General features: G+C 48.5%; 19 protein-coding genes and 2 pseudogenes. 7 read left to right on the top strand and 14 right to left on the bottom strand.

The annotated features are described in order from the left end of the window. Positions 1-79: 79 nt before the first annotated feature. Positions 80-705: pseudogene (locus ABLV75_RS07365) on the top strand (tail fiber domain-containing protein); the annotation flags it as partial. A 145-nt stretch (positions 706-850) separates the two neighbouring features. Here ABLV75_RS07365 and iolE read toward each other — a convergent pair. The 4 genes from iolE to ABLV75_RS07345 all read right to left on the bottom strand — a co-directional run bounded on the left by iolE (position 851) and on the right by ABLV75_RS07345 (position 5,110). Beyond that, positions 851-1,747, bottom strand: a complete 897-nt coding sequence (gene iolE / locus ABLV75_RS07360) for a myo-inosose-2 dehydratase (protein WP_049094927.1) — start codon at positions 1,745-1,747, stop codon at positions 851-853. Positions 1,748-1,828: 81 nt separating this feature from the next. Continuing rightward, positions 1,829-2,608, bottom strand: a complete 780-nt coding sequence (locus ABLV75_RS07355; protein ID WP_127719244.1) for a TIM barrel protein — start codon at positions 2,606-2,608, stop codon at positions 1,829-1,831. Between the two features lie 10 nt (positions 2,609-2,618). Then, positions 2,619-3,626, bottom strand: a complete 1,008-nt coding sequence (locus tag ABLV75_RS07350) for a Gfo/Idh/MocA family oxidoreductase (protein ID WP_127719243.1) — start codon at positions 3,624-3,626, stop codon at positions 2,619-2,621. A 32-nt stretch (positions 3,627-3,658) separates the two neighbouring features. Next, on the bottom strand, positions 3,659-5,110 hold the full coding sequence (locus ABLV75_RS07345) for a sugar porter family MFS transporter (RefSeq protein WP_348854911.1): 1,452 nt from the start codon (positions 5,108-5,110) through the stop codon (positions 3,659-3,661). Positions 5,111-5,314: 204 nt separating this feature from the next. On the opposite strand from ABLV75_RS07345, the gene ABLV75_RS07340 reads away from it, so the two are divergent. Beyond that, positions 5,315-7,303, top strand: coding sequence for a sigma 54-interacting transcriptional regulator (locus ABLV75_RS07340; protein WP_053088433.1), 1,989 nt, complete (start codon positions 5,315-5,317; stop codon positions 7,301-7,303). Positions 7,304-7,371: 68 nt separating this feature from the next. On the opposite strand, the gene ABLV75_RS07335 is transcribed toward ABLV75_RS07340, so the two are convergent. From ABLV75_RS07335 to ABLV75_RS07305, 7 genes and pseudogenes are all read right to left on the bottom strand, one after another. Beyond that, positions 7,372-7,608 (bottom strand): colicin V family bacteriocin, encoded by a 237-nt coding sequence (locus ABLV75_RS07335; protein ID WP_127719242.1) that lies wholly within the window; start codon positions 7,606-7,608, stop codon positions 7,372-7,374. A gap of 655 nt (positions 7,609-8,263) precedes the next feature. Next, a pseudogene (locus tag ABLV75_RS07330) lies at positions 8,264-8,587 on the bottom strand (integrase core domain-containing protein); the annotation flags it as partial. A 165-nt stretch (positions 8,588-8,752) separates the two neighbouring features. Next, complete coding sequence (locus ABLV75_RS07325) at positions 8,753-9,970, bottom strand: tyrosine-type recombinase/integrase (protein WP_004132706.1); 1,218 nt, start codon at positions 9,968-9,970, stop codon at positions 8,753-8,755. A 418-nt stretch (positions 9,971-10,388) separates the two neighbouring features. Next, positions 10,389-11,249 (bottom strand): ketose-bisphosphate aldolase, encoded by an 861-nt coding sequence (locus ABLV75_RS07320; RefSeq protein WP_004100831.1) that lies wholly within the window; start codon positions 11,247-11,249, stop codon positions 10,389-10,391. Positions 11,250-11,251: 2 nt separating this feature from the next. Continuing rightward, on the bottom strand, positions 11,252-12,658 hold the full coding sequence (locus ABLV75_RS07315; RefSeq protein ID WP_004100833.1) for a fructose-specific PTS transporter subunit EIIC: 1,407 nt from the start codon (positions 12,656-12,658) through the stop codon (positions 11,252-11,254). Positions 12,659-12,679: 21 nt separating this feature from the next. Next, the gene (locus tag ABLV75_RS07310) at positions 12,680-13,153 is read right to left on the bottom strand and encodes a PTS sugar transporter subunit IIA (protein ID WP_004100834.1); all 474 of its coding nucleotides are present in this window, start codon (positions 13,151-13,153) and stop codon (positions 12,680-12,682) included. Beyond that, the gene (locus ABLV75_RS07305) at positions 13,143-14,660 is read right to left on the bottom strand and encodes a PRD domain-containing protein (protein ID WP_004100836.1); all 1,518 of its coding nucleotides are present in this window, start codon (positions 14,658-14,660) and stop codon (positions 13,143-13,145) included. The genes ABLV75_RS07310 and ABLV75_RS07305 overlap by 11 nt, the downstream gene beginning before the upstream one ends. A 427-nt stretch (positions 14,661-15,087) precedes the next feature. Here ABLV75_RS07305 and ABLV75_RS07300 point away from each other — a divergent pair, with 427 nt between their 5' ends. The 3 genes from ABLV75_RS07300 (at position 15,088) to ABLV75_RS07290 (ending at position 18,883) form a co-directional block, all read left to right on the top strand. Continuing rightward, positions 15,088-16,098 carry a LacI family DNA-binding transcriptional regulator gene (locus ABLV75_RS07300; protein WP_004100839.1) on the top strand — a complete coding sequence of 337 codons (1,011 nt, stop codon included), beginning with the start codon at positions 15,088-15,090 and terminating at the stop codon, positions 16,096-16,098. A gap of 141 nt (positions 16,099-16,239) precedes the next feature. Continuing rightward, positions 16,240-17,715 (top strand): Na+/H+ antiporter NhaC, encoded by a 1,476-nt coding sequence (gene nhaC, locus ABLV75_RS07295; protein WP_004100841.1) that lies wholly within the window; start codon positions 16,240-16,242, stop codon positions 17,713-17,715. Further along, positions 17,705-18,883, top strand: a complete 1,179-nt coding sequence (locus tag ABLV75_RS07290) for a MalY/PatB family protein (protein ID WP_004100842.1) — start codon at positions 17,705-17,707, stop codon at positions 18,881-18,883. Before nhaC ends, ABLV75_RS07290 begins: the two co-directional genes overlap by 11 nt. A gap of 112 nt (positions 18,884-18,995) precedes the next feature. Here ABLV75_RS07290 and ABLV75_RS07285 read toward each other — a convergent pair whose 3' ends face one another. After that, positions 18,996-19,898 carry a DMT family transporter gene (locus ABLV75_RS07285; RefSeq protein ID WP_004100843.1) on the bottom strand — a complete coding sequence of 301 codons (903 nt, stop codon included), beginning with the start codon at positions 19,896-19,898 and terminating at the stop codon, positions 18,996-18,998. Between the two features lie 532 nt (positions 19,899-20,430). Then, positions 20,431-20,643 (bottom strand): cold-shock protein, encoded by a 213-nt coding sequence (locus ABLV75_RS07280; RefSeq protein ID WP_004100844.1) that lies wholly within the window; start codon positions 20,641-20,643, stop codon positions 20,431-20,433. Between the two features lie 447 nt (positions 20,644-21,090). On the opposite strand from ABLV75_RS07280, the gene ABLV75_RS07275 reads away from it, so the two are divergent. Then, positions 21,091-21,318: a cold-shock protein gene (locus tag ABLV75_RS07275; protein ID WP_004100846.1), complete on the top strand. Its 228-nt coding sequence runs from the start codon at positions 21,091-21,093 to the stop codon at positions 21,316-21,318. Between the two features lie 244 nt (positions 21,319-21,562). Here the strand turns inward: ABLV75_RS07275 and lysM are convergent, their stop codons facing one another. After that, positions 21,563-22,015 (bottom strand): peptidoglycan-binding protein LysM, encoded by a 453-nt coding sequence (gene lysM / locus ABLV75_RS07270; protein WP_004100853.1) that lies wholly within the window; start codon positions 22,013-22,015, stop codon positions 21,563-21,565. Positions 22,016-22,405: 390 nt separating this feature from the next. On the opposite strand from lysM, the gene ABLV75_RS07265 reads away from it, so the two are divergent. Next, positions 22,406-22,783 carry a RidA family protein gene (locus ABLV75_RS07265; RefSeq protein WP_004100855.1) on the top strand — a complete coding sequence of 126 codons (378 nt, stop codon included), beginning with the start codon at positions 22,406-22,408 and terminating at the stop codon, positions 22,781-22,783. The last annotated feature ends 26 nt before the right edge of the window (positions 22,784-22,809 follow it).

Raw genomic sequence — 22,809 nt, 5'->3', positions numbered from 1 at the left:
CAATGGCACCTGTAAGCTATTTTGAGTAACAGCTCCCCTGTTATAGTTAGTCGCTCAGGCGTTCACATGGCTCGATGCCGGACAGTATGTCAAACGTAATCCCGATGGCTGGTTCTGAGCGCAGGGTAACCGCCCGGTGGATAACAACAGGGCGAATAAAACAAATGGCCTCTGGCTTCAGGGGGCGGGCGATTTGTCCGCTGACTTCTATCACTACGAGCGTATCGGGCAGCATCACTTCCTCGGTCTGCATGTGGCCAATGGTGGCGCTCAGGGCTGGTACGAATTCCGCAACGACGGCCATGCCTACACCAACGGAGCCTGGAACAGCAGCTCCGATGCCCGCATGAAAACAAATGTTGAGAAAATCGACAATGCGCTGTACAAACTCGGCAGCATCAGCGGTTACACCTACCTCAAACAGGGCGTACCGGAAGCCGGGGTGATTGCCCAGGAAATCGAGACAGTACTGCCCCTGTCGGTCACGCAGACCGAGCTGACGCTCAATGAGGCAGCGTCCTACCCGATGCACGCAGTATCAATATCAACGGCGTGGTGGCCCTGCTGGTTGAAGCGCTGAAAGAGGAGCGTCAGGCCCGTCTGGAAAACCAGGCGCTGTTGCTGAAAGAACAGGAAGCCCGGCAGGAGCTTGAGCGTCGCCTGGCTGCACTGGAGCGCCTGAAAGGACAGGAGGCTGGATTATGAGTGGCGGTGACGGTCGCGGTCCGGGCAAGCGGGATCGTTATTACAAGCTAGTCGGCTCAACAGGGAGTAATGCGGGTGGGTGTGGGCAACGGTCAAAAAAGGCGCTCAAAGAGCGCCAAAAACCTACAGCAAACCTGTTCAAATGCTAAATACCCACCTCGCTTTTAACCCACGCGCGCGCTTTTTTTACTGTCTCCAGAGGCGGTGCTTTTTCTGGATCCTGTTCGGCTTCAATGATAATCCAGCCTTCGTAGGTTGAGTTTTTAAGGAAATGAATAACCGGAGCGTAATTAACTATCCCCTCGCCAGGGACAGTAAACAGACCTGCTCTTACTGCATTATTGAAGCTCAGGTTATTATTAATGACGTTATTGAGCACTTCACCACGCACATCTTTTAGATGGACATGCGCCACGCGGTTGCCATAATTTTCCAGCACCCAGTTGATATCCACGCCTGCCACGGTTGCATGCCCGCAGTCCAGGGCGATACCGACTAAGTCATTGGTTGCTTTCAGGAAGGCTTTCAACTCATCGTCGGTTTCAACAACCATCATCAGATGGTGATGATAAGCCAGACGTAAACCATAGTTCTTCAATAAAGACACTGCCAAATTATTCACTTTTTCTGCGTATTGGGGCAGTTCAATATGCCCTAAGGGTGGAGATTTCGACAGGGGCTCATCGAGTGGTGTGAGGCCGGGCATCGCGCCGCACTCACCATATACCATGACTTTTGCCCCCAGTGATTTCAATAACATGGCATGATCGTGTACCGCTGCTAACTCATCCTCAAAACTTCGTTTAGCCAGCAGGCCATTATACCAACCGGACGCAAGCTTAAGCTTTGCCTGATTCAGTACTGGCGCAAGAGTGTCGATTGTTCGTGGAAACTTTCGGCCAAGTTCAATTCCTTCATAGCCTGCCTCCGCCGCTTCTGCCAGGCAGGTTTCCAGTGGGATATAGCCACCGAGATCTTCCAGCACATCGTTAGTCCAGGAGAGCGGGCTAACGCCAACATGAATACGTGTTGATACGTTCATCGTTCTATCCTTCACAATAAATGCATCGCTTCCTGACCAGCTTAGAAGCGATGCAAAATGAGCCCCTAAGGATGTTAACGCTTATAGCGTGAACGCTTCGCGGAAAGCTTCAAGCGCGATGACAGAATCACCCGATGCCCAACCTTCCATCGCGACCACACCTTGATAGTTAATCCCTTTCAATGCGCGGGCTACAGCCTTATAGTTGATCTCACCGGTACCTGGTTCCTTACGGCCCGGAACATCGGCAACCTGAATTTCACCGATATGTTTCTCGCTTTTGCGGATAAGCTCGACAAGATTGCCTTCACCGATCTGCGCATGATAAATATCCAGGTTCATTTTCAGGTACGGACTGTTCACCGCGCTCACCAGGGCCATGGTTTCCTCTGCTTTAGCGAAAGGTGTTCCCGGATGATCAACGGCGGTGTTCAGGTTTTCCAGAGTGAATACCTTGCCCGCCTTCTCCCCCATAGCCGCAAGGGCATCCAATGTCTTCTTCGCTTTCAGCCACATTGCACCTGTTACAATTTCAACAGGCTTCACCGGCAGACCAACATTGTTCAGCCCGGTGCCGTGCAAGTTGAGAGACGGGCAGCCGAGGCGGCGAGCAGCTTCAAGTGACTGACTGGCGCTGGAAAGCAGGTGATCAATTTCTTCATCATCGGTCAGGTTTCCCGAGATATAGCCCGTCATTGAGGTAAAGCGGGCACCGGTTTTCGCCAGCGCATCAATATCTTTTTGGGTCCAGTCCCAAATCTCCACGCCGAAGCCCATGGCGTGAATGCGTTCAACGCGCTTGATGAATGGCAGATCAAGGAATACCATTTCAGCGCAGACAGACAGTGAGTAAGTAGACATATTTTTATCCTTAGAGCTTAATCGGCTGGGACTGTTGAACAGATGCGATACATGCCAGAGCGACTTCCAGCGCATTACGCGCATCTTCACCGGTCGTTTTTGGCGTGTCGCCTGTCGCAACGCAACGTACGAAGTCGGTCACTTCTGCAACATAGGCATCATGTAGCAGATCGGTATCACGACGCGCGGTGTCAATAGAGATACCGTCAGCGGTGTAACGCACACAGTTATTCACATTGATATTTCCTGCCTGTAGCATGCCTTTACTACCAAAGACCTCACCGCGAACGTCATAGCCGTACACTGCCTGGAAATTAGCTTCAGCCGTGGCGAACGCGCCATTGTCGAAACAAATATTCACGACTGCGGTATCCAGCAGGCCGCGATCTTTAAAATCGGGGCGCACTAATGCATCGGCAACCGCATAAACGCGGGTGGGTTTCGCGCCCGGATTCAGGTGCAGCAGGATGTCAAAATCGTGGATCAGTGTTTCAAGGAAAATAGTCCAGTGCGGGATCGGTGTTGGATCGCCCAAACCAGGGTCACGAGTCGTTGAACGTAACAGTTGCGGTACGCCAATTTTACCTGCTTTGATCTCTTCGTACGCTGCAGAAAAACCGCTCACGAATCGACGGTTGAAGCCTACCTGTAGAGCAACCCCGGCTTTTTTAGCCGCATTAATGGCTTTATCTGCATCTTCCAGAGTGACCGCCATTGGCTTCTCACAAAAAATGGCTTTACCCGCTTTGGCTGCGGCGACGACCAGTTCGGCGTGAGTACGCGCCGGAGATGCGATCACGACGGCATCGATTTCAGGATCGTTCAGCAACTCCTGCGGATCGGTATAAGATTTTTTCGCCCCCAGTCTGGCGGACAGCTCCTCGGCTGCGCCCGGAACAGGATCGGCAACAGCAACCAGCGTTGCGCCCGGTATACGCTGAGCAACGCTCTCACCGTGAAAGGTGCCCATACGACCTGCGCCAATAAGACCAACGCGAACAACGTTTTTTACTGACATAAAATTCTCCTTAGATGTAGGGTATTGATTAATTATTTTTGCGAAACAGATTCTGGCGTGACGAGCATCTGCTGCTCGCGACCAAAACGGCGGGATTTTGAAAGCATTAGCGGTTCAATATTTTCCAGCGAAACACCCTTGGTTTCCGGCAGGAAACGTCCAACAAACCAGAAAGCTATAATGCTGAATCCACTGCATAAAAGCAGGGGGAAAGCCCCATGTAAGTGCTCCATCAATACAGGGTTACGGTTCATCATCGGAAAGCTCTGGGTGACAATAAAGTTCGAAACCCACATAGAGCAAAACGCATAACCCATGGCAACAGCACGCATGCGATTCGGGAAGATCTCGGAAATGAGCAGCCAGGCACCAAGACTCCAGGACATACCGAACACAAAGATAAATCCAACTAAGCCGACAATGGGAAGGTAGCCTTTAACTTCATTCATAAAGGCCCAAGAGGTGAATAACAGGAAAGCGGCACAACCTAATGATCCCCAGCGTAATAATGGGAGCCGTCCGATACGATCGAAGGCGACCAGTGCAATACTCACACCAGCCAATAGCGCGAGGCCGAGGAAAATACTCTGGAACATGGAATCCTGTGTGTTTCCAGTAACGTTTTGCAGAAGTGAAGGTGCAAAGTACATCAGGATATTGATGCCGGAAACCTGCTGTAATACGGCGATAGCACAGCCGATCCACAGGATGTAAGACGATTTTTTATCCCTCAGAATACCGCGCGGTGTTGGTATACTCAGCAAAGCAGAATCGGTAGCGATGGAGGTACGAATTTCAGCATATAAGCGCTCGGCATGTCCTGGGTTAGACAGAGAGGTAAGTACTTTGAGTGACTTTTCTTTCTGGTTGCGCATCGCATACCAGCGCGGCGATTCCGGCATAAAGAAAACCATCACAAGGAACAGCACGCAGGGAATTAGCGCAGATGCCAGCATCCAACGCCAGCCTATAGATACTACCCACTCATGGGCCATGCCTCTGGCAATCAGGTAATTCACGATATAAACCACTAATTGGCCGCCAACCATTAGCATCTGCTGCATGCCCAGCATCCGCCCACGAAGATCTTTTGGGGATACTTCCGCGATATAGAGTGGAGTGACAGCAGATGCCATGCCCACGGCCAGCCCGCCAATCATGCGATAAACAACAAACCAGGTCAGATCGTTGGCTAGTGCTGATCCGATAGCGGAAATTGCGAAAAGGATGGCAGTGATGATCAGGGTTGCTTTACGACCAAAACGATCGGTAAAGCGCCCAACACCCCAGGCTCCCACGATACATCCCAAAATAACGTTAGAAACTGCCCAACCACTTTGTGCTGGTGTGAGCGACAGATGTTCGGTAAGCGGGTCGATGACGCCTGAGATAACGGAGGCATCGTAACCAAGGATGATCCCGCTAACGGATGCGATGGCACATATGAATATGAGGTAAGGCACGTTGCGCTTTCGTGTAGACATTTCATTATTTCTCCACGTTGGTTTTTTTAGTTTTTGTCTTTGTAGGGAAGACATCTTTTAAAAGCAACAGTCGTGCCAAATCACATTTCTATGTTTTATAAGGAAATAAAAAAAGACAATGATCACAAAGTGTTTATAAAAAAGACATATGATCACAACATGTTCATAGAATGAACACTTCCAAAATAAAATAGAATGAAATTTATGAATCATAATTATGGCGGTGTCTGGGATGAAGAATGGGAGCTGATTGCGAGGCTTAACTACGAACACGGTTTTGCCCAATACACTGATGAACTAGGCTTGGCCTGGAAAGCATTTGAGCAGGGGCAAATGCCCAAAGGTTTGCGATCTGCTATTCATGCGTCATGGCTACGTAGCCACACCGATGGTATTGATGCTTATCGCTTCGAGTATCAGTTTTGCGAACAGAGTGAACTGCGCAGAATAATGGCGCATAATTCACTGCTGATCTCCATCGCGCGCGATATCATGCGCAACCTGCTAGCCTATAACCCTGACGGGCATATCAACTTGACAGATGCTAATGGTGTGATCGTGCATTTTTGTGGTCAGGATTTGACGCCAATTGGTAGCATTCTTTGCGAGGCCGTACAGGGGACAAACTGTACCGGACGCTGTCTGAAAGAGAACAAACTCGTCTATTTGCTGAGCGCAGAGAACTATAAAGAAGCGTTACGTTTACGCGGCAAGCACTGTGCAGCAGCGCCGATCAGAGATGAAAACGGTGTGATGCTAGGGGTTCTGACGCTGACGGCTAATCCTGGTTGTTTCCACTATCATACGCTGGGCACGGTTCAGGCCGCCGCGGAGGCAATATCTCAGCAACTGATTCTTCGTCGTTTGGTGAACGAGCAGGAGTCGGTGATGGAATCGCTAAATGAGGGCGTGCTGGTCATCAGCGAGCAAGGTTCTATTCGCCAGCTAAATTGTTATGCCCGCCAGGTGTTGGGTATTCAGGAAGATGTCCGTTTTCGTGATGCTGATGAAGTATTGCGCCCGGACGGATGTTCTCTTAAAGAACTACCGGCCTGCAAAGATCGTTATATCACGCTCTGTCCCGTTGCTGATTCACGTATTTCATGTGTGATCTCTGTTGTCACTACTCCTGAAGGTGGCCGAGTGATCTCGATGCGTGATAACCGACGCGTGCGGGATATGACTCACCGTGTTATTGGCAGCAGTGCCAGTTACAACTTCGATATGATTCTTGGCCAGTCACGTGTGATGCAGGATATGCGTAATAAGGCGCGCAGCGTCGGACGTAGCGATAGTACCGTACTGCTGACCGGTGAAAGCGGAACTGGAAAAGAGCTTTTTGCTCAATCTATTCATAATGGCAGTCATCGTAATGCGGGACCTTTTCTTGCTGTTAACTGCGGTGCAATTCCGCGCGATCTAGTACAGAGTGAATTGTTTGGCTATGAAGATGGGGCGTTTACTGGTTCAAGGCGTGGTGGTGTCGCAGGTAAATTTGAACTGGCTGATGGCGGGACGTTATTTCTTGATGAAATCGGGGATATGCCGCTTGAAGCGCAGGCTAGCCTGCTGAGAGTTTTACAGGAAGGTGAAGTGATGCGCATTGGCGGCAAGCGTCCGTTGAAAGTTAACGTGCGGATTATCGCAGCGACCAACCGGGACCTGAAGAAAGATATTGAACATGGTTCCTTCCGCCGTGACCTCTACTTCCGTCTGAACGTAATCAGTCTGCCAATTCCACCATTGCGGGAGAGAAAAGAAGATATCAAAGAACTGACGGACTGGTTCTGTGAAAAAGTATGCCGGGCGCTTGGTCGAAATCGTGCGTTATTTTCTGATTCCGCTCTGAAAGTGATGGAAAGCTATGACTGGCCGGGCAACGTTAGAGAACTGGAGAACATCGTCGAACGCACTATAAATCTCACTGAGATAGAGGAAATCAGGGACAAAGATCTGCCCGAGGAATTACACCTGCCTACCTATAGTGATTCGGAGATACCTGGCTGGAGCACTAAAAATTACTGTCTGAAAGATAGTGAAAAGACGCTTATAGAACGCTGTCTGGTGGAAAAACAAGGTAATCTGCGTCAGGTTGCTATCGCGCTCAATCTCTCGCGTGGAGCGCTTTACAATAAACTGAAGCGTTACGGTATTGAAGCTAATGAATACCGCAAGCTTGGCTATGATATCTGAACAGAGGTAAGGGTGGTCCAGTGGTACTGTAGCGTACATGCCGCAGTGAACGCCTCCCAAGGGGTACACTATGAGTTGTGTTCGCCTGCTGGATGCTGATTGGCAAGAATACGTTTTAGTTTTTCAACGGCTGTTTGAGGACTGCTTAAAACTTTGCATTTTACTACAGGACCACCAATACCAGATCCGAAAGCACCTCCGGCAATTACAGCTCCTGTCGTGACAACATCGCGGCCAACCTGAACCCAGTTCACATCACCAGCTCCTGAGACTACTGTTAAATCCTGAGAAGTAATTTCAATCATTTTATTACCCTTTTGTTAAAAAAAGGAAATATCAGCATAAGAAAAATTGTCAGTACTGAAACTGCCACTGTCTGAACATATACATTTAATTCAAAATACCTGGTGGCAGCTCCACAGGCTATTCCCGCAGGAAGTAAAACTAAAAATATTTGCCACAGTTTTAGCTCTATCAGCATGGGTTAAATTTCCATAAAAAAATCAGCAAGTAAAAGATACGCATCTGTATCAAAATATTATCCTGAGGGATAAGATGAGACACTAAAGGGAACTCATGTAATGTAGCAACAGATATAGATGCTAACTCACCTTACATCAGGGGGCATTGCATTCTCTTTTTGATTTTTCATGCAAAAAAGAGAACTCTTTACTTACTAAATAGTTAGGCAATGATATAAATACTTATGGATAAAGTAATTTCAAAGAAGGTATTCCTTTTAAGAAATAAAGGAAGTATTTATCCTAAAGGTAACGTATATTAAAAGTACAGAGCGTGAAAATACCATAATGATCGTTTTTCTTTTGGCAACAATCCATTTAGCACAGGCTCCCTCAACTGTATCTATCTTTTAATGAGAATACAGGTAGCTTATTCTCTTATAAACGAATGATATGCATTCTCATCTTTGAGGGTGGGTCAATTGATCTGCCCCCAGTATTAGATACAACCGTCGGTTAGTAATGTCGGTTTGTTTATCTTCACATTTTCATTTCGCCTCCGTGCTGCAAACTCTGATTGTGTCTGATAATTTAGTGCCGAATGTGGACGATGTTCGTTATAACCCTGCCGCCAGTCATTAATGATTCTCTTGGCGTGACCGATATCGCTGAACCAGTTTTCATTCAGACATTCATCGCGAAATCGTCCGTTAAAGCTCTCAATAAATCCGTTCTGCGTTGGCTTACCTGGCTGGATAAGCCGTAGTTCCACACCATGCTCAAAGGCCCATTGATCCATTGCGCGGCAAGTGAACTCCGGCCCTGGTCAGTTCTTATTGTTGCCGTAATTCATCAATGATGATGGCTTTTACGACAGGCTTCGAGATTTGAAGAAAGATAACAGGAACTTCTTTTTTGTATGGAAGTAATTAGCTGATGCAAAGGGAAGAATGAGGTAAAAAACGCCCCGTAAGGCGCTGAAATAATTTTATGTCACTACTGAAAATACGTAATCAGCCCATGCCTGCATCATAGGGCGACGTTGTTCCAGCAAATCCGTCCTATGGTAAGCGGCCTCAACTTTACTCTGAATAGCATGGGCGAGTGCTCTTTCAGCAAGATCTCGTGAGTAACCATGTTCGCTGCACCAATCACGAAAACTTGAGCGAAAGCCATGTGCAGTGGCTACTCTATCAGGAATATCACTTGAGGCCTCAACGCGACGTAAAAAAGAGGTGAGGGCCATATCGCTAAGAACGGTTTGCTTACGCACGGACGGGAAAACCAGATCTTTATGTCTTCCTTTCATCTTCAGGATTATCTTTATCGCTTGATTTGTCAGGGGCACACGGTGCTGAATGCCACCTTTCATCTTCTCGGGAGGAATTGTCCATATTTGTTGTTTTTCATTAATTTCACACCATCTCATGGCTCTGACCTCTCCTGAGCGGCAGGCGGTTAAAATCACAATTGCTAGCAGAGCCCGACTGACGTCATATGCGTTGTCGGAATGCAAATGGTTAGCGAAAAACAGAGGGATAGCCTTCCATGGCATAGCAGGAAAGTGCCTGGCTCGTGTTGCCAGTTTGTTTTGCTGCGGCAGCAAATGGGCAACCACATCAACGGGATTTATTTTACAGTAACCTTGCGCCAGCCCCCATTCCATCACGGTATAAATCCGCTGTTTAACTCTTTTCGCCGTTGCCGGATGAGAGAGCCAAATAGGAGAGAGAATTTCAGCAATATCAGCAGCATTGATGGTATCTAATGTTTTGACTCCAAGAATGGGAAAAGCGTGAGTTTGTAATGTGGTTATCCACTGTTTTCCATGCTTAATGTTTTTCCATCCCGGAAGCAGAGTAGGGTGAAGTGTTTCTGCGGCTGACTGAAATGTTGGGATAGATGCTTTCCGTTTCTCATTTTGTTGTTGGATACTCTTCTCTTCAAGAGGGTCGATGTTCTTTGCCAACTGCTCACGCATTGCTGAGGCTATTTTTCCTACCTCCGCGATGCTGATTTCTGGATAAGTCCCGAGACTGGCCTGGCGCCGTTTTTGTGTCACAGGGCTAACGTAACGAAAGATCCAATAACCCCGGCCTTTGTTTGCTCTTGTGGGATTAAGTGTAAGCCCAATCACTCCACCGTGAGGCAGGGCTTTGTCGCCGGGCTTGATATGCCGAGCTTTGGTGTCGGTCAGGATTGCCATGTGGGGCCTCATATCATTATCTGCAGGCACAACAAAAGTGTTGTGCCATTTGTTGTGCCATTTATACTGAGATACTACAGGTTTAGGTTGGAATGAATTGGACCAAATTCACAAAAAATATCTATAAATCAATATAGTTATGGTTTGTATTGGATTGCCATGGATTTGAGTATGGCGGACTACGCTTCCGCCAAATAAAACAAGGGGTTACCGAAAGGTAACCCCTTGTTGCTTTGTAGTGTTGGAATATTCTGAGGTTCCAGCCCATAAAAAGACCCGCCGAAGCGGGTTTTTTTATGCCTGTTTTACTGCAACGGGTGCCCATCTGAGAGATGAGCTTCATTTCGCTGATTCATTCCCTGTTTTAGGGCATCAGCAACAGAGTCGGTCACGACTTCCTCTGCTCCCATCGCATACCTCAGACGTAGAGCGCCGCCTTGCCGATAGATGAAAACAAATGCATCTTGTGAACCACAACGGCTTTTGCGGCTTCCATTGGCCTGATAAATAAGCTGTTAGGTTCGTGGCTGCCTGATTTCAGCTCTTCTTCCAGAGCAACAAAGAATGCTTTTTTCATGTCGCTGGAAATATTGATTTTTCCGACCCCGTGCTGGATAGACTCGGCGACTTCTTCATCCTTATTTCCCGATCCGCCATGAAGAACCAGCGGGATGGTTAACCGCTGTTTAATGGATTTCAGCCTTTCGATATCCAGTTTTGGCTGCATTCCTGCAGGATATAAGCCATGCGATGTACCAATCGCGACCGCCAGCGTATCGACCCCGGTCTCGTTGACAAATTGCTCAGCCTGCTGCGGATCGGTATACAGTATTTCGCCATGCCCGCCTTCGCCGCTGCCTTGTGCCACGCCGATGGTACCCAGTTCAGCTTCAACGGAAACACCTGCAGCATGAGCGACTTCCGTCACGCGGCGTGTGATAGCGATATTGTCTTCCAGCGGGTGCGCTGAAGCATCAATCATCACTGAGGTATAGCCGGTGCGAATCGCCCGCATAACCTGCTCCAGAGTCTGCCCATGATCCAGGTGAATGACGACCGGTACCGTTGCTTTGATAGCCAGTTCACGAAGATAGAAAATAAAATCATCGCCGGTGAAATCATGTTCATCAGGATGAATTTCAAGAATAACCGGCGAACGCAGCTTTTCTGCAACCTCAATAACCGCTCTGGCGAATTCGGCAGAAGCAATATTAAAAGCGCCAATACCAAATTTATGTTGCTGAGCTACAGATAATAAATCCTTCATATTCATAAGCATGACTACATCTCCTGTACAGTTTCAGGGCTGTCTTTTTTAATAAAACGCAGAATAATCGCGGTGAGTAACGCGCCGGCGGCGATGGCGACGATATATCCCACAACGTGGGTGATCACATTGGGAATAAACATGACGAATATGCCGCCGTGTGGGGCTCTGGAGGCACATCCCAGAGCCATGGAGAGCGCGCCTGCCAGCCCGGAGCCGGCGACGATAGCGGGAATAACGCGTAGCGGATCGGCTACGGCATAAGGGATAGCGCCTTCAGTGATAAACGACAGGCCGAGAACATAGGTGACTTTACCGGTGTCCCTCTCCTGACGGGAGAATTTCCGCCCGAACAGCGTGGTGGCGAGCGCAATACCCAACGGCGGTACCATTCCTGCCGCCATACAGGCCGCTATAGGTTCGTAGATCCCTGTCGACATCAAGCCAATTGCAAACATGCAGACAGTCTTGTTAAGGGGACCGCCCATATCAAACGCCACCATCATGCCTATCAAAAGGCCCATAATTGCTGCGTGGGTATTGCCCAGGTTTTCGAGGAACGCTGTCAGCGAGTCGAGAAGAAACTTAATCGGTTCGCCAATCACCAGCACCATTAACGCCCCGGTAATAAAAACGCTCAGCAATGGCACGATTAAAATAGGCTTCAGGCCCGCTATCGATTTGGGAAGGTTGATATATTTGACGATGAGCAGCGTGGCGTATCCGGCCAGAAAACCCGCCAGCAAAGCCTCCAGAAAACCTGACCCTGTCTGAATGGCCATCATGCCGCCGACCGCGCCCGACACTATCCCCATATTGCCGCTAATCGATTTACTGATTCCGAGCGAGAGAACGGGTAGCATCAGCGCAAAGGCCGCGCCACCGCCAATGTCAGAGAGCATTTTCGCCAGCGGGTTAAAATTTTCATCTCCCGGCGTTGCCGCGGTAATACCAAATGAGAAGCTCAGCGCGATTAAAATACCGCCGGCAACGACGAACGGGATCATCAGGTTAACGCCGGTGATAAGATGAATATAAATTTGAGACACCAGTGATTTATCTTTATCTTTTTTCGGCGATTCCTGAGCATCGTCTGCCGCCAGGTGTCGTTGTGGCTGTAATTTACCGGTGACAATCTCGTCCAGTAATCCTGCTGCATCCTTTGCGGCGCGAGTCACCGAGACGCGGATTATATTTTTGTTATGGAAACGAGAGAGATCGATGACCTTATCCGCGGCGATTAAAACAATATCTGCTTGTTGAATATCCTCCTCGGTAAAAATATATTCACTGTCTACGGCGCCATGCGTTTCAACGAGTAAAGGGATGCCTTTTTTAAGGGCGTTCTTTTTAAGATTGGCTTCTGCAAGGTAAGTATGTGCAACGCCTGTTGGACAGGCGGTAATGGCAATTATTTTCATATTATTCTCCTTATGAGGATACTACTCTCCGGTATTGTTAATAATTAAGCGGTAGAGTTCCTCTGGCGAACTGGCATTAATTAGCTTTTCAACAACCTCATCGTCACCCAGGGCGATAGATATACGAGCGAGAACTTTTATATGTCCCGCTCCGCTGTCGGCTTCTTTTACCGCAAAAAGAATAACCAGCTTAACATCTGAACTATCCATGGTTTCCCAGTCGACATTATCCTTCAGTTTTGCGACGGCTATCCTTGTTTCATTGACCCAACAGGATTTGCCATGAGGAATGGCTATTTGGTTTTCAAAACCAGTCGATCCCAGGGCTTCACGAGCCAGGACATCTTTAATAAAACCTTGTTTATTATCAATGACGCCTTCATCGCACAGCGCCTGAGTCAACTGCTCGATGACGTCGATTTTACTTTTTGCCTGCATCTCAGTAATAACGCAGGCCTTACTTAACAGATCGCTGATTACTATTTTATTTAACATATTCACTCTCCTGAGTCTGGCGTTTACTGAATAAGGCTTCGGTCACCCGAATGATGTCTTTCGCAGAAAATAGTGCGGAAACATAGGCAACAGGGATCATCATTTCCTCTATTCGGATGGTGGATATGATTAGGTCGCACTTCTTTTCAGCTAACGTTTCCTTTAATCGACTGCCGGGAACAATGTCGATAATCTCCCAGTCGGGGAAGGCTTTGGTAATCCGGCTATACAGGAGCTGAGATGTACCGACTCCGCTTGAACAGACAAGGATGATTTTCTTATTTTCTTTAATCTTTTCGATTGCCGCCTGGATGTATACCGTTAAATAGGCGACTTCATCCTCAGAGGGGGGATCGTGTTTGCTGTAATTATTGATTTGCATAGTTGCGTTTCTGACCGCTAAAAATACAGGAGAAAGTTCTTTTTTAATCTCATCCAGCAAAGGGTTATGAATAATGATGCGGAAAGCCAGACGGTTCAACATCGGCTTAATATGCATAACCAGAGCGTTCAAGAGCGGCTGATCGGAGATTAAATCACATTTAAGCAGCTGCGAAAGTAGACTGGTTAACTTAATGGCATAATGTAACGCTTCCTGGTCCTGCACTCCTCTGTCAGGATGGACGGCATGAACGGGATGCTTACCGGATGAAACAAGATATTGATAAATATAATTAATCTCGATTTGCGGGAACCTGAGCGTATATTTCTGCTCAAGCCATGCGATAGCTTTTTCAGCAATCTGCCATTCCTTGTTGTCATGCACTGGCGCAGCTTCATCAGCCGGGCAAACGATTCTCTTCTCCAGACGTCTGATGGTGACCAGTAAATGTGAAAACAGATTGGTATAGTAGGGCTCGCTAATGGCGCAGGTTAATTCATCCTCGATAAATGCAATCAAATTGATACAGTTGGCCACGTTGTCTTTACCAAATTCTTTGATAAGCTGTACGCGAGAGAACCTATCGATTCTGCTATCGGTCATGTGATAGTTACATAAAACGCTATGAGTAATGATCTCCTTAAGCGCCATGCGGATGTCATAGTCATTACCGTCAATAAACGTACCGGTATGGTTCTTTATCATTCTAAGGGAGAAACACTCTAGCCATTTTTCAATCTTAATTAGGTCTTCCACAATGGAAGAGCGACTGATGAAGTATTTCTCAGCTAAAAAGCTGATAGATAATGGCGTGGGAGAATGCGTCAGCAAATCGGTCGCAATGCCCACCAGCCGCTTGTTTTTAAGTATGTTTACAACCTGCGCATCCCCGGAGATAAGGGGGAGGGGAACAACGTCGTTCGCCTCAAGCTTCAGGCCCAGACCGGGTTTACTGAGTACAGAATGACCTTTATCAGTGAAATAAAGGTTAATAGCTTCAACATCTCGTCTGAGCGTACTGACTGAAATATTGAGTATTTTTGCCGCCCGGGAGGTGGCCAGCCAGCCACTTTCCTGCGTTAAATGATTGATTAATGATATTTGTCTTTTACTGAGCACTTTCATTATCCGCTCCTACAAAGATAAGTTGGCGCCTTAATGACGTTAGTTATAGCGGCTGGCATGACAAAGGGAAATACCAGGAGATGAACATATGTAAACCATCATAATGAACAGCAGGCAACAAGGCAGATGCATCATTATACGTGGAGATATGTAAGAAATTGTCCCTGATGGAAAAGAATATAATATCTGAATAACACGCTGTGGGGATGATATGATTAGAATGTTCTATTTGTTAATTCTTTATGTTGATCTTTTACAAAAAGAGCGCAAACCTCAATGAAGCTAAAACTAAAGCTATTATTAAAATTGATAAAGTGATCCAGGGGGATTTTGCGGTTTTAAATAAAACGACAGCGATCGCTACAGAAAATATCACCACCACGGTACTATGAATCTCAGTTAAATCTAAAGCATAAAAGGAAGGGATATGGCAACAATAAAGGATGTTGCACAACTTGCGGGGGTTTCAACCGCGACGGTTTCGCGCGTTATTAATCAAACCGCCTGGGTTGAACCGGTAACGCGTGAGCGTGTTGAAAAAGCGATGCGTGAACTGAATTATCATCGCAATGCCGCGGCGCTGGCGCTGGCGAAACGCAGCGGCGATATGCTCGGGTTATTGACCGGCAACCTTGCCGATCCCTTTTTCGCTCGCCTCGCCCGCGGCGTCGAGGAGGTCTCACGGCAGGAACAATTCCGCTTGATGGTATGCAGCGGCGGACATGATGAAGGGATGGAAAAAGCCGGGCTGGATTTTCTAATCAACCAGGGCTGTGAGGCGATCGTGGTCCATGCGAGCAGATTGGCGGAAAAGGAGTTGCTACGTTATGCCGCCCATTTCCCCGCGATGGTGGTGGTAAATCGCTATATTGCCGGGATGGCCAATCGCTGCGTCTGGCTGGAGAACTGCGAGGCCTCAAAAAAGGCAACGCTGCATTTACTTGAGCAGGGGCACCGCTGTATTGCCTGCGTGACGAGCGACTTACCGATAATCGATCGTCGCGAGCGGCTGGAAGGCTATCGCCAGGCGTTAGCGGAATACGGCATTACCCCGGACAGGAGCTGGGTGATAAGCGTTCCTTTTAACGAAGAAGGCGGCGAACGCGCGGCGCATCAGCTTCTTAACTGCGGGATCCCTTTTACCGCGGCGGTAACCTTTAATGATGTGATGGCGGCCGGCATCATGCGTATCCTGCATCTGAAAGGCATTACGCTACCGCAGCAGCTTTCAATTGTCGGGTTCGATGATGTGGTGATGGCGCGTTATCTCTATCCGGCGCTGACAACAATGCATTACCCGGTTGAGCGAATGGCGCGTTGCGCTTCGCAGCTGGCGATCCAGCTCTTTAAAGGCGCCACCCAGCAGCCCTGCGTCAATAGCTTCGCTGCGGAGCTGGTGGTCCGCGATTCCGTTCTTCCTCCCGGGAGCGGTAGTTAAATCGTCAAGCCTCACAAGTGTGATCGGCTTCAAATTTAATAGTCTCATGTAATCGCTTACATGAAGGCGAACGGAGGATCACAGTCAGGCAAAAGGGGGGGCAGTTACCCTTGAACGACCTTACAGACTGGAGTTCTAGCTATGAATGCCTCTCAAAAGCAGAAAAAAACGCTCTCATTTGGCCTGGCCACCGTCCCTATTTTAGCCATGCTAATGCTGTTAATTATTGGCTACGGCATCATGGGGTTGCGAATCGAACCACTACTGCTCTGTTCCGCTGCCGTAGCCGCCGTATTAGCCTTATGGCAGGGCTTTACGTGGGAAGAGATCATTAGTTCGGTCGTGGATAAACTGGCGAAAGCGATGCCAGTCATTATGATCCTCATCTGCGTTGGCGCTTTAATTGGCACCTGGATGTTCAGCGGCACCATTCCTTATATGGTGTATTGGGGGCTTAAATTAATCAGTCCTGAGTATATTCTTATTGCCGCATTCTTTTTGACCAGCGTCGTCTCGGTGTGTACCGGAACATCATGGGGATCGGCGGGAACGGTGGGGGTGGCGCTGATGGGGGTCGCGGCCGGGCTGGACGTCTCCCTGGCGGCGGCTGCCGGGGCGGTGGTATCCGGGGCTTACTTCGGCGATAAAATTTCACCGCTGTCTGACTCCACCAACTTCGCCGCCATTGTCGCCGATACCACGCTCTTCGAGCATATTCAGCACTTACTATGGACCACAATCCCCAGCTTTCTGCTTGCCGCGGCGGTATATCTTATCTCCGGTCACAGCAATATGCTGGGCGAGGTCGCCACGCCGCAGCGGGTCACCGATATTGTCAATGCGCTGGAGTCGCTGTACCGCTTTAATATCGTTTTGATTTTACCGCCCGTCATTGTTCTGTGGGGAGCGGTTCGCAAAAAACCGGTCATTCCTTTAATGCTGGGCGCCTGCGTGTTAGCCCTGATTCTCGGCGTCGTGATGCAGGGGCTTAGCCTTAAGCAGGGGCTGGATGCCTTTATTGACGGTTTCAACATCTCCATGTTCCCGCAGGGGAGCGAAGGCATCATTGCTGATGTGCCGCGACTGCTCAACCGTGGCGGTATGTTCTCTATGATGAGCACCATTCTGCTGGTATTTTGCGCTTTCTCCTTTGCCGGCGCTTTAACCTTAACGGGGGCGCTCAACATTATTATCAACCGCCTATTGACGGTTATTCACAGCGTCGGTCAGCTCATCGCCGCCACCATTGGCACCACTATTCTGGTAACTGGCGCAACGAGCGATGGAAAACTGGCTCTTCTGGTACCCGCTGAATTATTCAAAGATGCCTACCGGCGTATGGGGCTGGATACCAAAAATCTTTCTCGAACCATCGAAGATGCGGGCACCGTTATTGAGCCTTTATTACCCTGGACCTCTGCCGGGGTCTATATGGCAACGACGCTGGGAGTGAGCACCCTGGATTTACTGCCCTGGGCGGTTCAGTGCTATGCCGCTATCTTCTTTGCCTTATTTTTCGGCTTTACCGGAATCGGTATCGCGAAAACCTCCCCAGCCGCAGAAAATGCAACGAATATGCTGGCCACAGAACAGGAAGGGAAGCCAGATGGACTTTAATAAAATAATTGATCGCCACCATACCGGATCGCTGAAATGGGATTTTATGACGCGCTATTTTGGCGAAGAAGCCACTGAACTGTTGCCGATGTGGGTTTCCGATTTTGACTTTAGCTGCCCGCCGGACGTTCAGAAAGCCTTAGTTCAGCGTATTGAACACGGTATTTTTGGTTACAGCGAACGACCGCAAACCTACTATGACGCATTAATCTCATGGTTCTTAACGCGGCATCAGCTGGCTATAAAACCAGAGTGGATATGCAGTATTGAAGGGGTGGTTCCCGGATTATCCCTCCTCGTGCAAATGCTGAGCCACCCCGGTGAAGGGGTGGTGGTTCAGGGACCCTATTATGGATCTTTTGCCAAAATTATTTCGCTCAACGGTAGACGCCTGCTGGATAATCCGCTGTATGAGGAGCCTGACCAGGGCTACAGAATGGATCTCGATCATCTGGAAAGGCTGTTTCGTACAGAGCGCCCGCCGCTAATGATCCTCTGCAATCCGCATAATCCAACCGGTCGGTGTTGGTCAGCTCTGGAACTGAGTGAGTTGCTCCGGTTGTGTGAAGAGTATGATGTTATTTTAATTTCCGATGAAATCTGGGCCGATTTACTGCTTCCAGGGGAAGCATTTACCTCGGTCTTGCATTTAGAGGAGCGCTGGCATTCACGCGTGATATCCGCCACCTCCGCCAGTAAAACGTTTGGTTTATCTACCCTACGCATTGCGAACTTTCTCATACCGTCGCCGGCGCTGCGTGAACAATTTATGCGCCGTCTCGATGCTCATGGACTGGACGTCTTCAATGCGTTGTCTATTGAGGCGAGCACAGCTGCGTGGCAACACGGCGCTCCCTGGCTGGATGAGCTACTGCGCTATCTGGCAGAAAATCGACGGTGGTTTATTCAGCAGGTTGAGCAATATCTACCGTGGGCGCGCATCATCCCTGCTCAAGGGACGTATCTGCTATGGATAGACTGCAAACGGCTGGGACTGGACGATGAACAGCTGAAATGGCTCATGGTGGATGTTGCGGGTATTGCCCCTTCAATGGGAAACAGCTTTGGCGCAACCGGCAGCGGTTTTATCCGCCTTAATCTCGGGTGTCCGCGCGCGTACCTCGAAAAAGCGGTGGAGGGACTGAAACGCATTGCTTTTACAGCATAAATAACATTGCCTTCGGTGAGTCCGTCTAAGCGAAGTTCCTGTCGCCCGTTTTAATGCGCAGGTGCTGAGAGTCTGTCCTCCCCCTGTCAGGGTTAAAACGGTGCATTCCTGCTTACGAATGCACCGTTTCCTTTTTTGCGATCGAACAAATCGCGATGCCAATTAAAATTAACAGCGTGCTCAGTAAGTGATAGAGATGCGGCCGGGTATGTAAAAACAGAATACTCAATATCCCGCCAGATAGCGGAATAAGGTGAGTGTAAATTTCACCGCGAGTCGCGCCAATGGCGGCGATGCCTCTGTTCCAGAACAAATAGGCCAGCCACGAGGGGAAGATAACCAGATACGCCAGGCCGGTGAGGAAAGAGATATCGTGGTACGCGGCGAACGAGGTGGCGGGGTGTCGCCATAGCCAGAAAATGACCACCGGAAGCAGAATCAGGGAGCCGATAAGTGAACTGACGGCGACGAAAGCGTTGGCGGGAATACGCCGATCTTTATTACGCAGCAGAGAGCAATAAACCGCCCAGCTTAGCGCAGACCCCATGGCCCACAGGTCGCCCTGGCTAAATCCTTTGAGTCCCTCGGCGTAGGTCAGATTGCCGTGCAGCAGAAGCAGCAGTACGCCTGCGGTGCTAAACGCAACGCCGCACCAGTTACGCGCTGAAACCCGGTCATGGAAAATCAGACGGTTAATCATCAGCACCATGCAGGGGGTCGCCGACATATAAATTGCGGCGTTTAGCGCGGAGGTGGTCTGCAGACCGATATAGAGGGTTAGCGGGAAACTCACCTGCCCACACAGCGTTAAAATCAGCAGCGTCGATGCATTTCCACGCAATAATCGCCAACTCTCGCGGATTTGACGTTGATAAAGCCCTACCAGCAGCATGGCGGTTAGCGCCCACCTTGCTTCCGTCATAACAATCGGATCTGCGCCCTGAACGAGAATATGCCCCACAACATAATTCCCTCCCCAAAACAGGGCCGCCAGCGTAAGTAACAGATAGGGCATGCTGATTCCTTGCATCGCTTTAAACTGTACTACATGGTAACTACGTTTTTTTTAAAACATCAATTAAATTAGACGTTTTTTAAAATTTTCATGAATAATCAATGGGTAGCTGCGTCATTCAGGATGGCTATCATCATTACTACCCCTTCCGCAGGTGCTGGCTTTAACCACCTTGAGAAAATATCGCGAAAAAACTGATAGAGACGCGCCTTATCGGCAGGCTCTCTTCACTGGCAGCATGAACGATACACGCTGTACACTCTTATCTTTTTAATTGCTGAAGTCGCTCGCCGTTAATTTAAAACGAGGTTTGCGTACTTTGCCGGTGGCTTAAGGTATTACGACTCTAAACGGGAGCATTTATTGTTGCAAAGAGATATACCAGTGGGAGGGGTTATAGCAATACTCGGGGGGCTTCATTTGGGGGGTGTTATCGAAAGCATGAAAATAGCAAAATGACGCGATTATCTCAAAAACTCTCATTATAAATAACCCCGACGTGATGTCAGGGTCATTAAAGCAGGAGCGCGCTTTAAACAGCGTAGACGTTACCCGCTGAAGGACCCTTCTGGCCATCTTCAATGGTGAATTCGACTTTCTGGCCTTCGCTCAGGGTCTTAAAGCCACCGCTCTGGATAGCAGAAAAATGGACGAAAACATCCTTGCTACCGTTGTCCGGAGTGATGAAACCAAAACCTTTTGATTCGTTAAACCATTTTACTAAACCAGTCATTTTATTAGACATTGATAATACCTCAACATATCTGAGCCTTACGGCGAAAAGGGTTTTCGCACAGAATCTAATTAATAACGATAAGGAGACTCAAAAGGAAGAATTATCAACGGATAACACTTAAGATGAGGACTGCTTTACTAAACCGCTTTATTATGTCTGTATGCTAAACCGACCCCTCATTAGTCACACACATCACTATAGATAGCAAGACTTATTTCCAGGTAAATATCCTGATAAAGTTTTTTTGCCGCGCAAGGATATCTGGATGGCTAAAAATTGATTTGCTTATTATCGCTATCCGTGCATTAATGACCTAATCTGTGCGCGATAAACGAACATCAAACTCTACTGAGCAGTTCTCATGACCAGGCGCTATCGCTGATATCCCCTCCTTTTGAGTCCAAAATTTGATCCTGTACGTTTCTCTCAATTTCATGCTGTGTAACTGGAGGGAGTATGTCCTCAAGAATTAAAGGTCTGGTGAAGTGGTATAATGAATCGAAGGGGTTTGGTTTCATCTCTCCTCTTGATGGCAGCAAAGATATCGCCGTTAATTACTCAGCGCTTCACGGCGATAACTTTAATACCCTCTTTGAAGGGCAAAAAGTTGAATTTGCCATACATCGCGGTGATAAAGGTCCAGCGGCGACGAAAGTTATTCTGTGCGATAAAGAGATATTTTAGAACGATGACCATGAGAGGAGAGGGCATCGATTGTGCCATCTCGACGGCTGCGGTTCGCCGTGGCAGAAGCCATCCCTAACTGACAGAAAAATTATCTCTCCCGGCCACTAAAGCGGCCTGTGATGCTGCCAGGCAGAATGCCCTGATAAACGTTCACATGGCTGAGAGTGAATTACCGACCAGCAAACCGGCCGGTAATTAACGAAGTGTGGTGAGTGAACTGACGGAAGCTTAGCGAAATAACTTACTGCTTCGCCGGGATAATCAGCACCTGACCCGGATAGATCTTATCGGGATGCGTCAGCATCGGTTTATTGGCTTCAAAAATACGCTGATAGTCATTAGCCGAGCCGTACATCGCTTTTGAGATGGCGCTCAGGGTATCGCCGGATTTCACCGTGTAATAACGGCTTTCCGCTCCGCTCTGCGTCACATTAACGCTATCATTGACCTGGCCTACCCCGGTGACGTTACCCACCGCCACCAGAATTTTTTCTTTATCTTCCTGTGAGCCGACGTCGCCCGTTATCGTTGCGGTGCCATCGTCCGCGACATCAATATTCACTTTTTCAGCGCCGGGCAGGTTAAGGTTATCAATGTGTTTTTTCAGCTTTTCGGCCCGATCTTCCTTGCTGCCGCCAGATACCGCATCCCAGATTTTCTCGCCCGCGTCTTTCACAAAACTTAATAATCCCATCGTTCCATACCTCCATTACTGCTTCATGATTAATATTTTCATCAGACCCAATAATCCAATATCCAATATAGATAAGTGCAGGATGCCTCCACCGTAGCGGCAACGTCTTAAAGAAGCGCAACCTGCCATTGAAGTATATGCAATAAGCGTCAAAGTGCAGGATATTTGCCTTAAATTCTCCGCGATGGCGCGGCATCAACGCTAGTCATCACGGCCATTATGCGATCCGTTTTGCAACGATATCGGTACCGTAGCAACGCCTTGCCAGGCTGCGAAGAGAGCATAGATAAGGGCTGTAATGCTATTTTTTGCCAGGAGGAGACATACTGAATGCCTTAGCTAAAGCATGTTAGGATGGCGACTCGTTTCCTCTTAAATAAGGATGTCAGCATGAGCAAGGTGGTACGGAAAAATTACCCTCAACTAGGTGAAGTCAAGGCTCCCTACGTTCACTCGGTAACGCACGGAAACACGCTCTATATTTCAGGGTTAACCGCGTTCGGCACGCAGGCGCAGCAGGGGAGTATCGCCGCCCAGGCGGAGGAGATCTTTAAGCAGATCAGAACCATCGCTGACGCAGAAGGCGTTGATTTTTCATCCCTGATTAAAGTCACTATTTTTATAACCTCATTTGCTGAGATCGACGCATTACGCCGGGTTCTCTATCAAAACTACGGTGACCATCTGCCTGCCAGCTCTCTCGTTGAAGTCAGCCGCCTCTTTTCACCCGACCTTAAAATTGAAATTGAAGCGATTTTCGGCCTCTGAAGGACCGCCCATGGCCGGGAGGCGGC

This window comes from Klebsiella sp. CN_Kp066 (assembly GCF_040065135.1).
Classification (GTDB): domain Bacteria; phylum Pseudomonadota; class Gammaproteobacteria; order Enterobacterales; family Enterobacteriaceae; genus Klebsiella; species Klebsiella oxytoca.
This window is presented reverse-complemented; position numbering and strand designations above follow the sequence as displayed.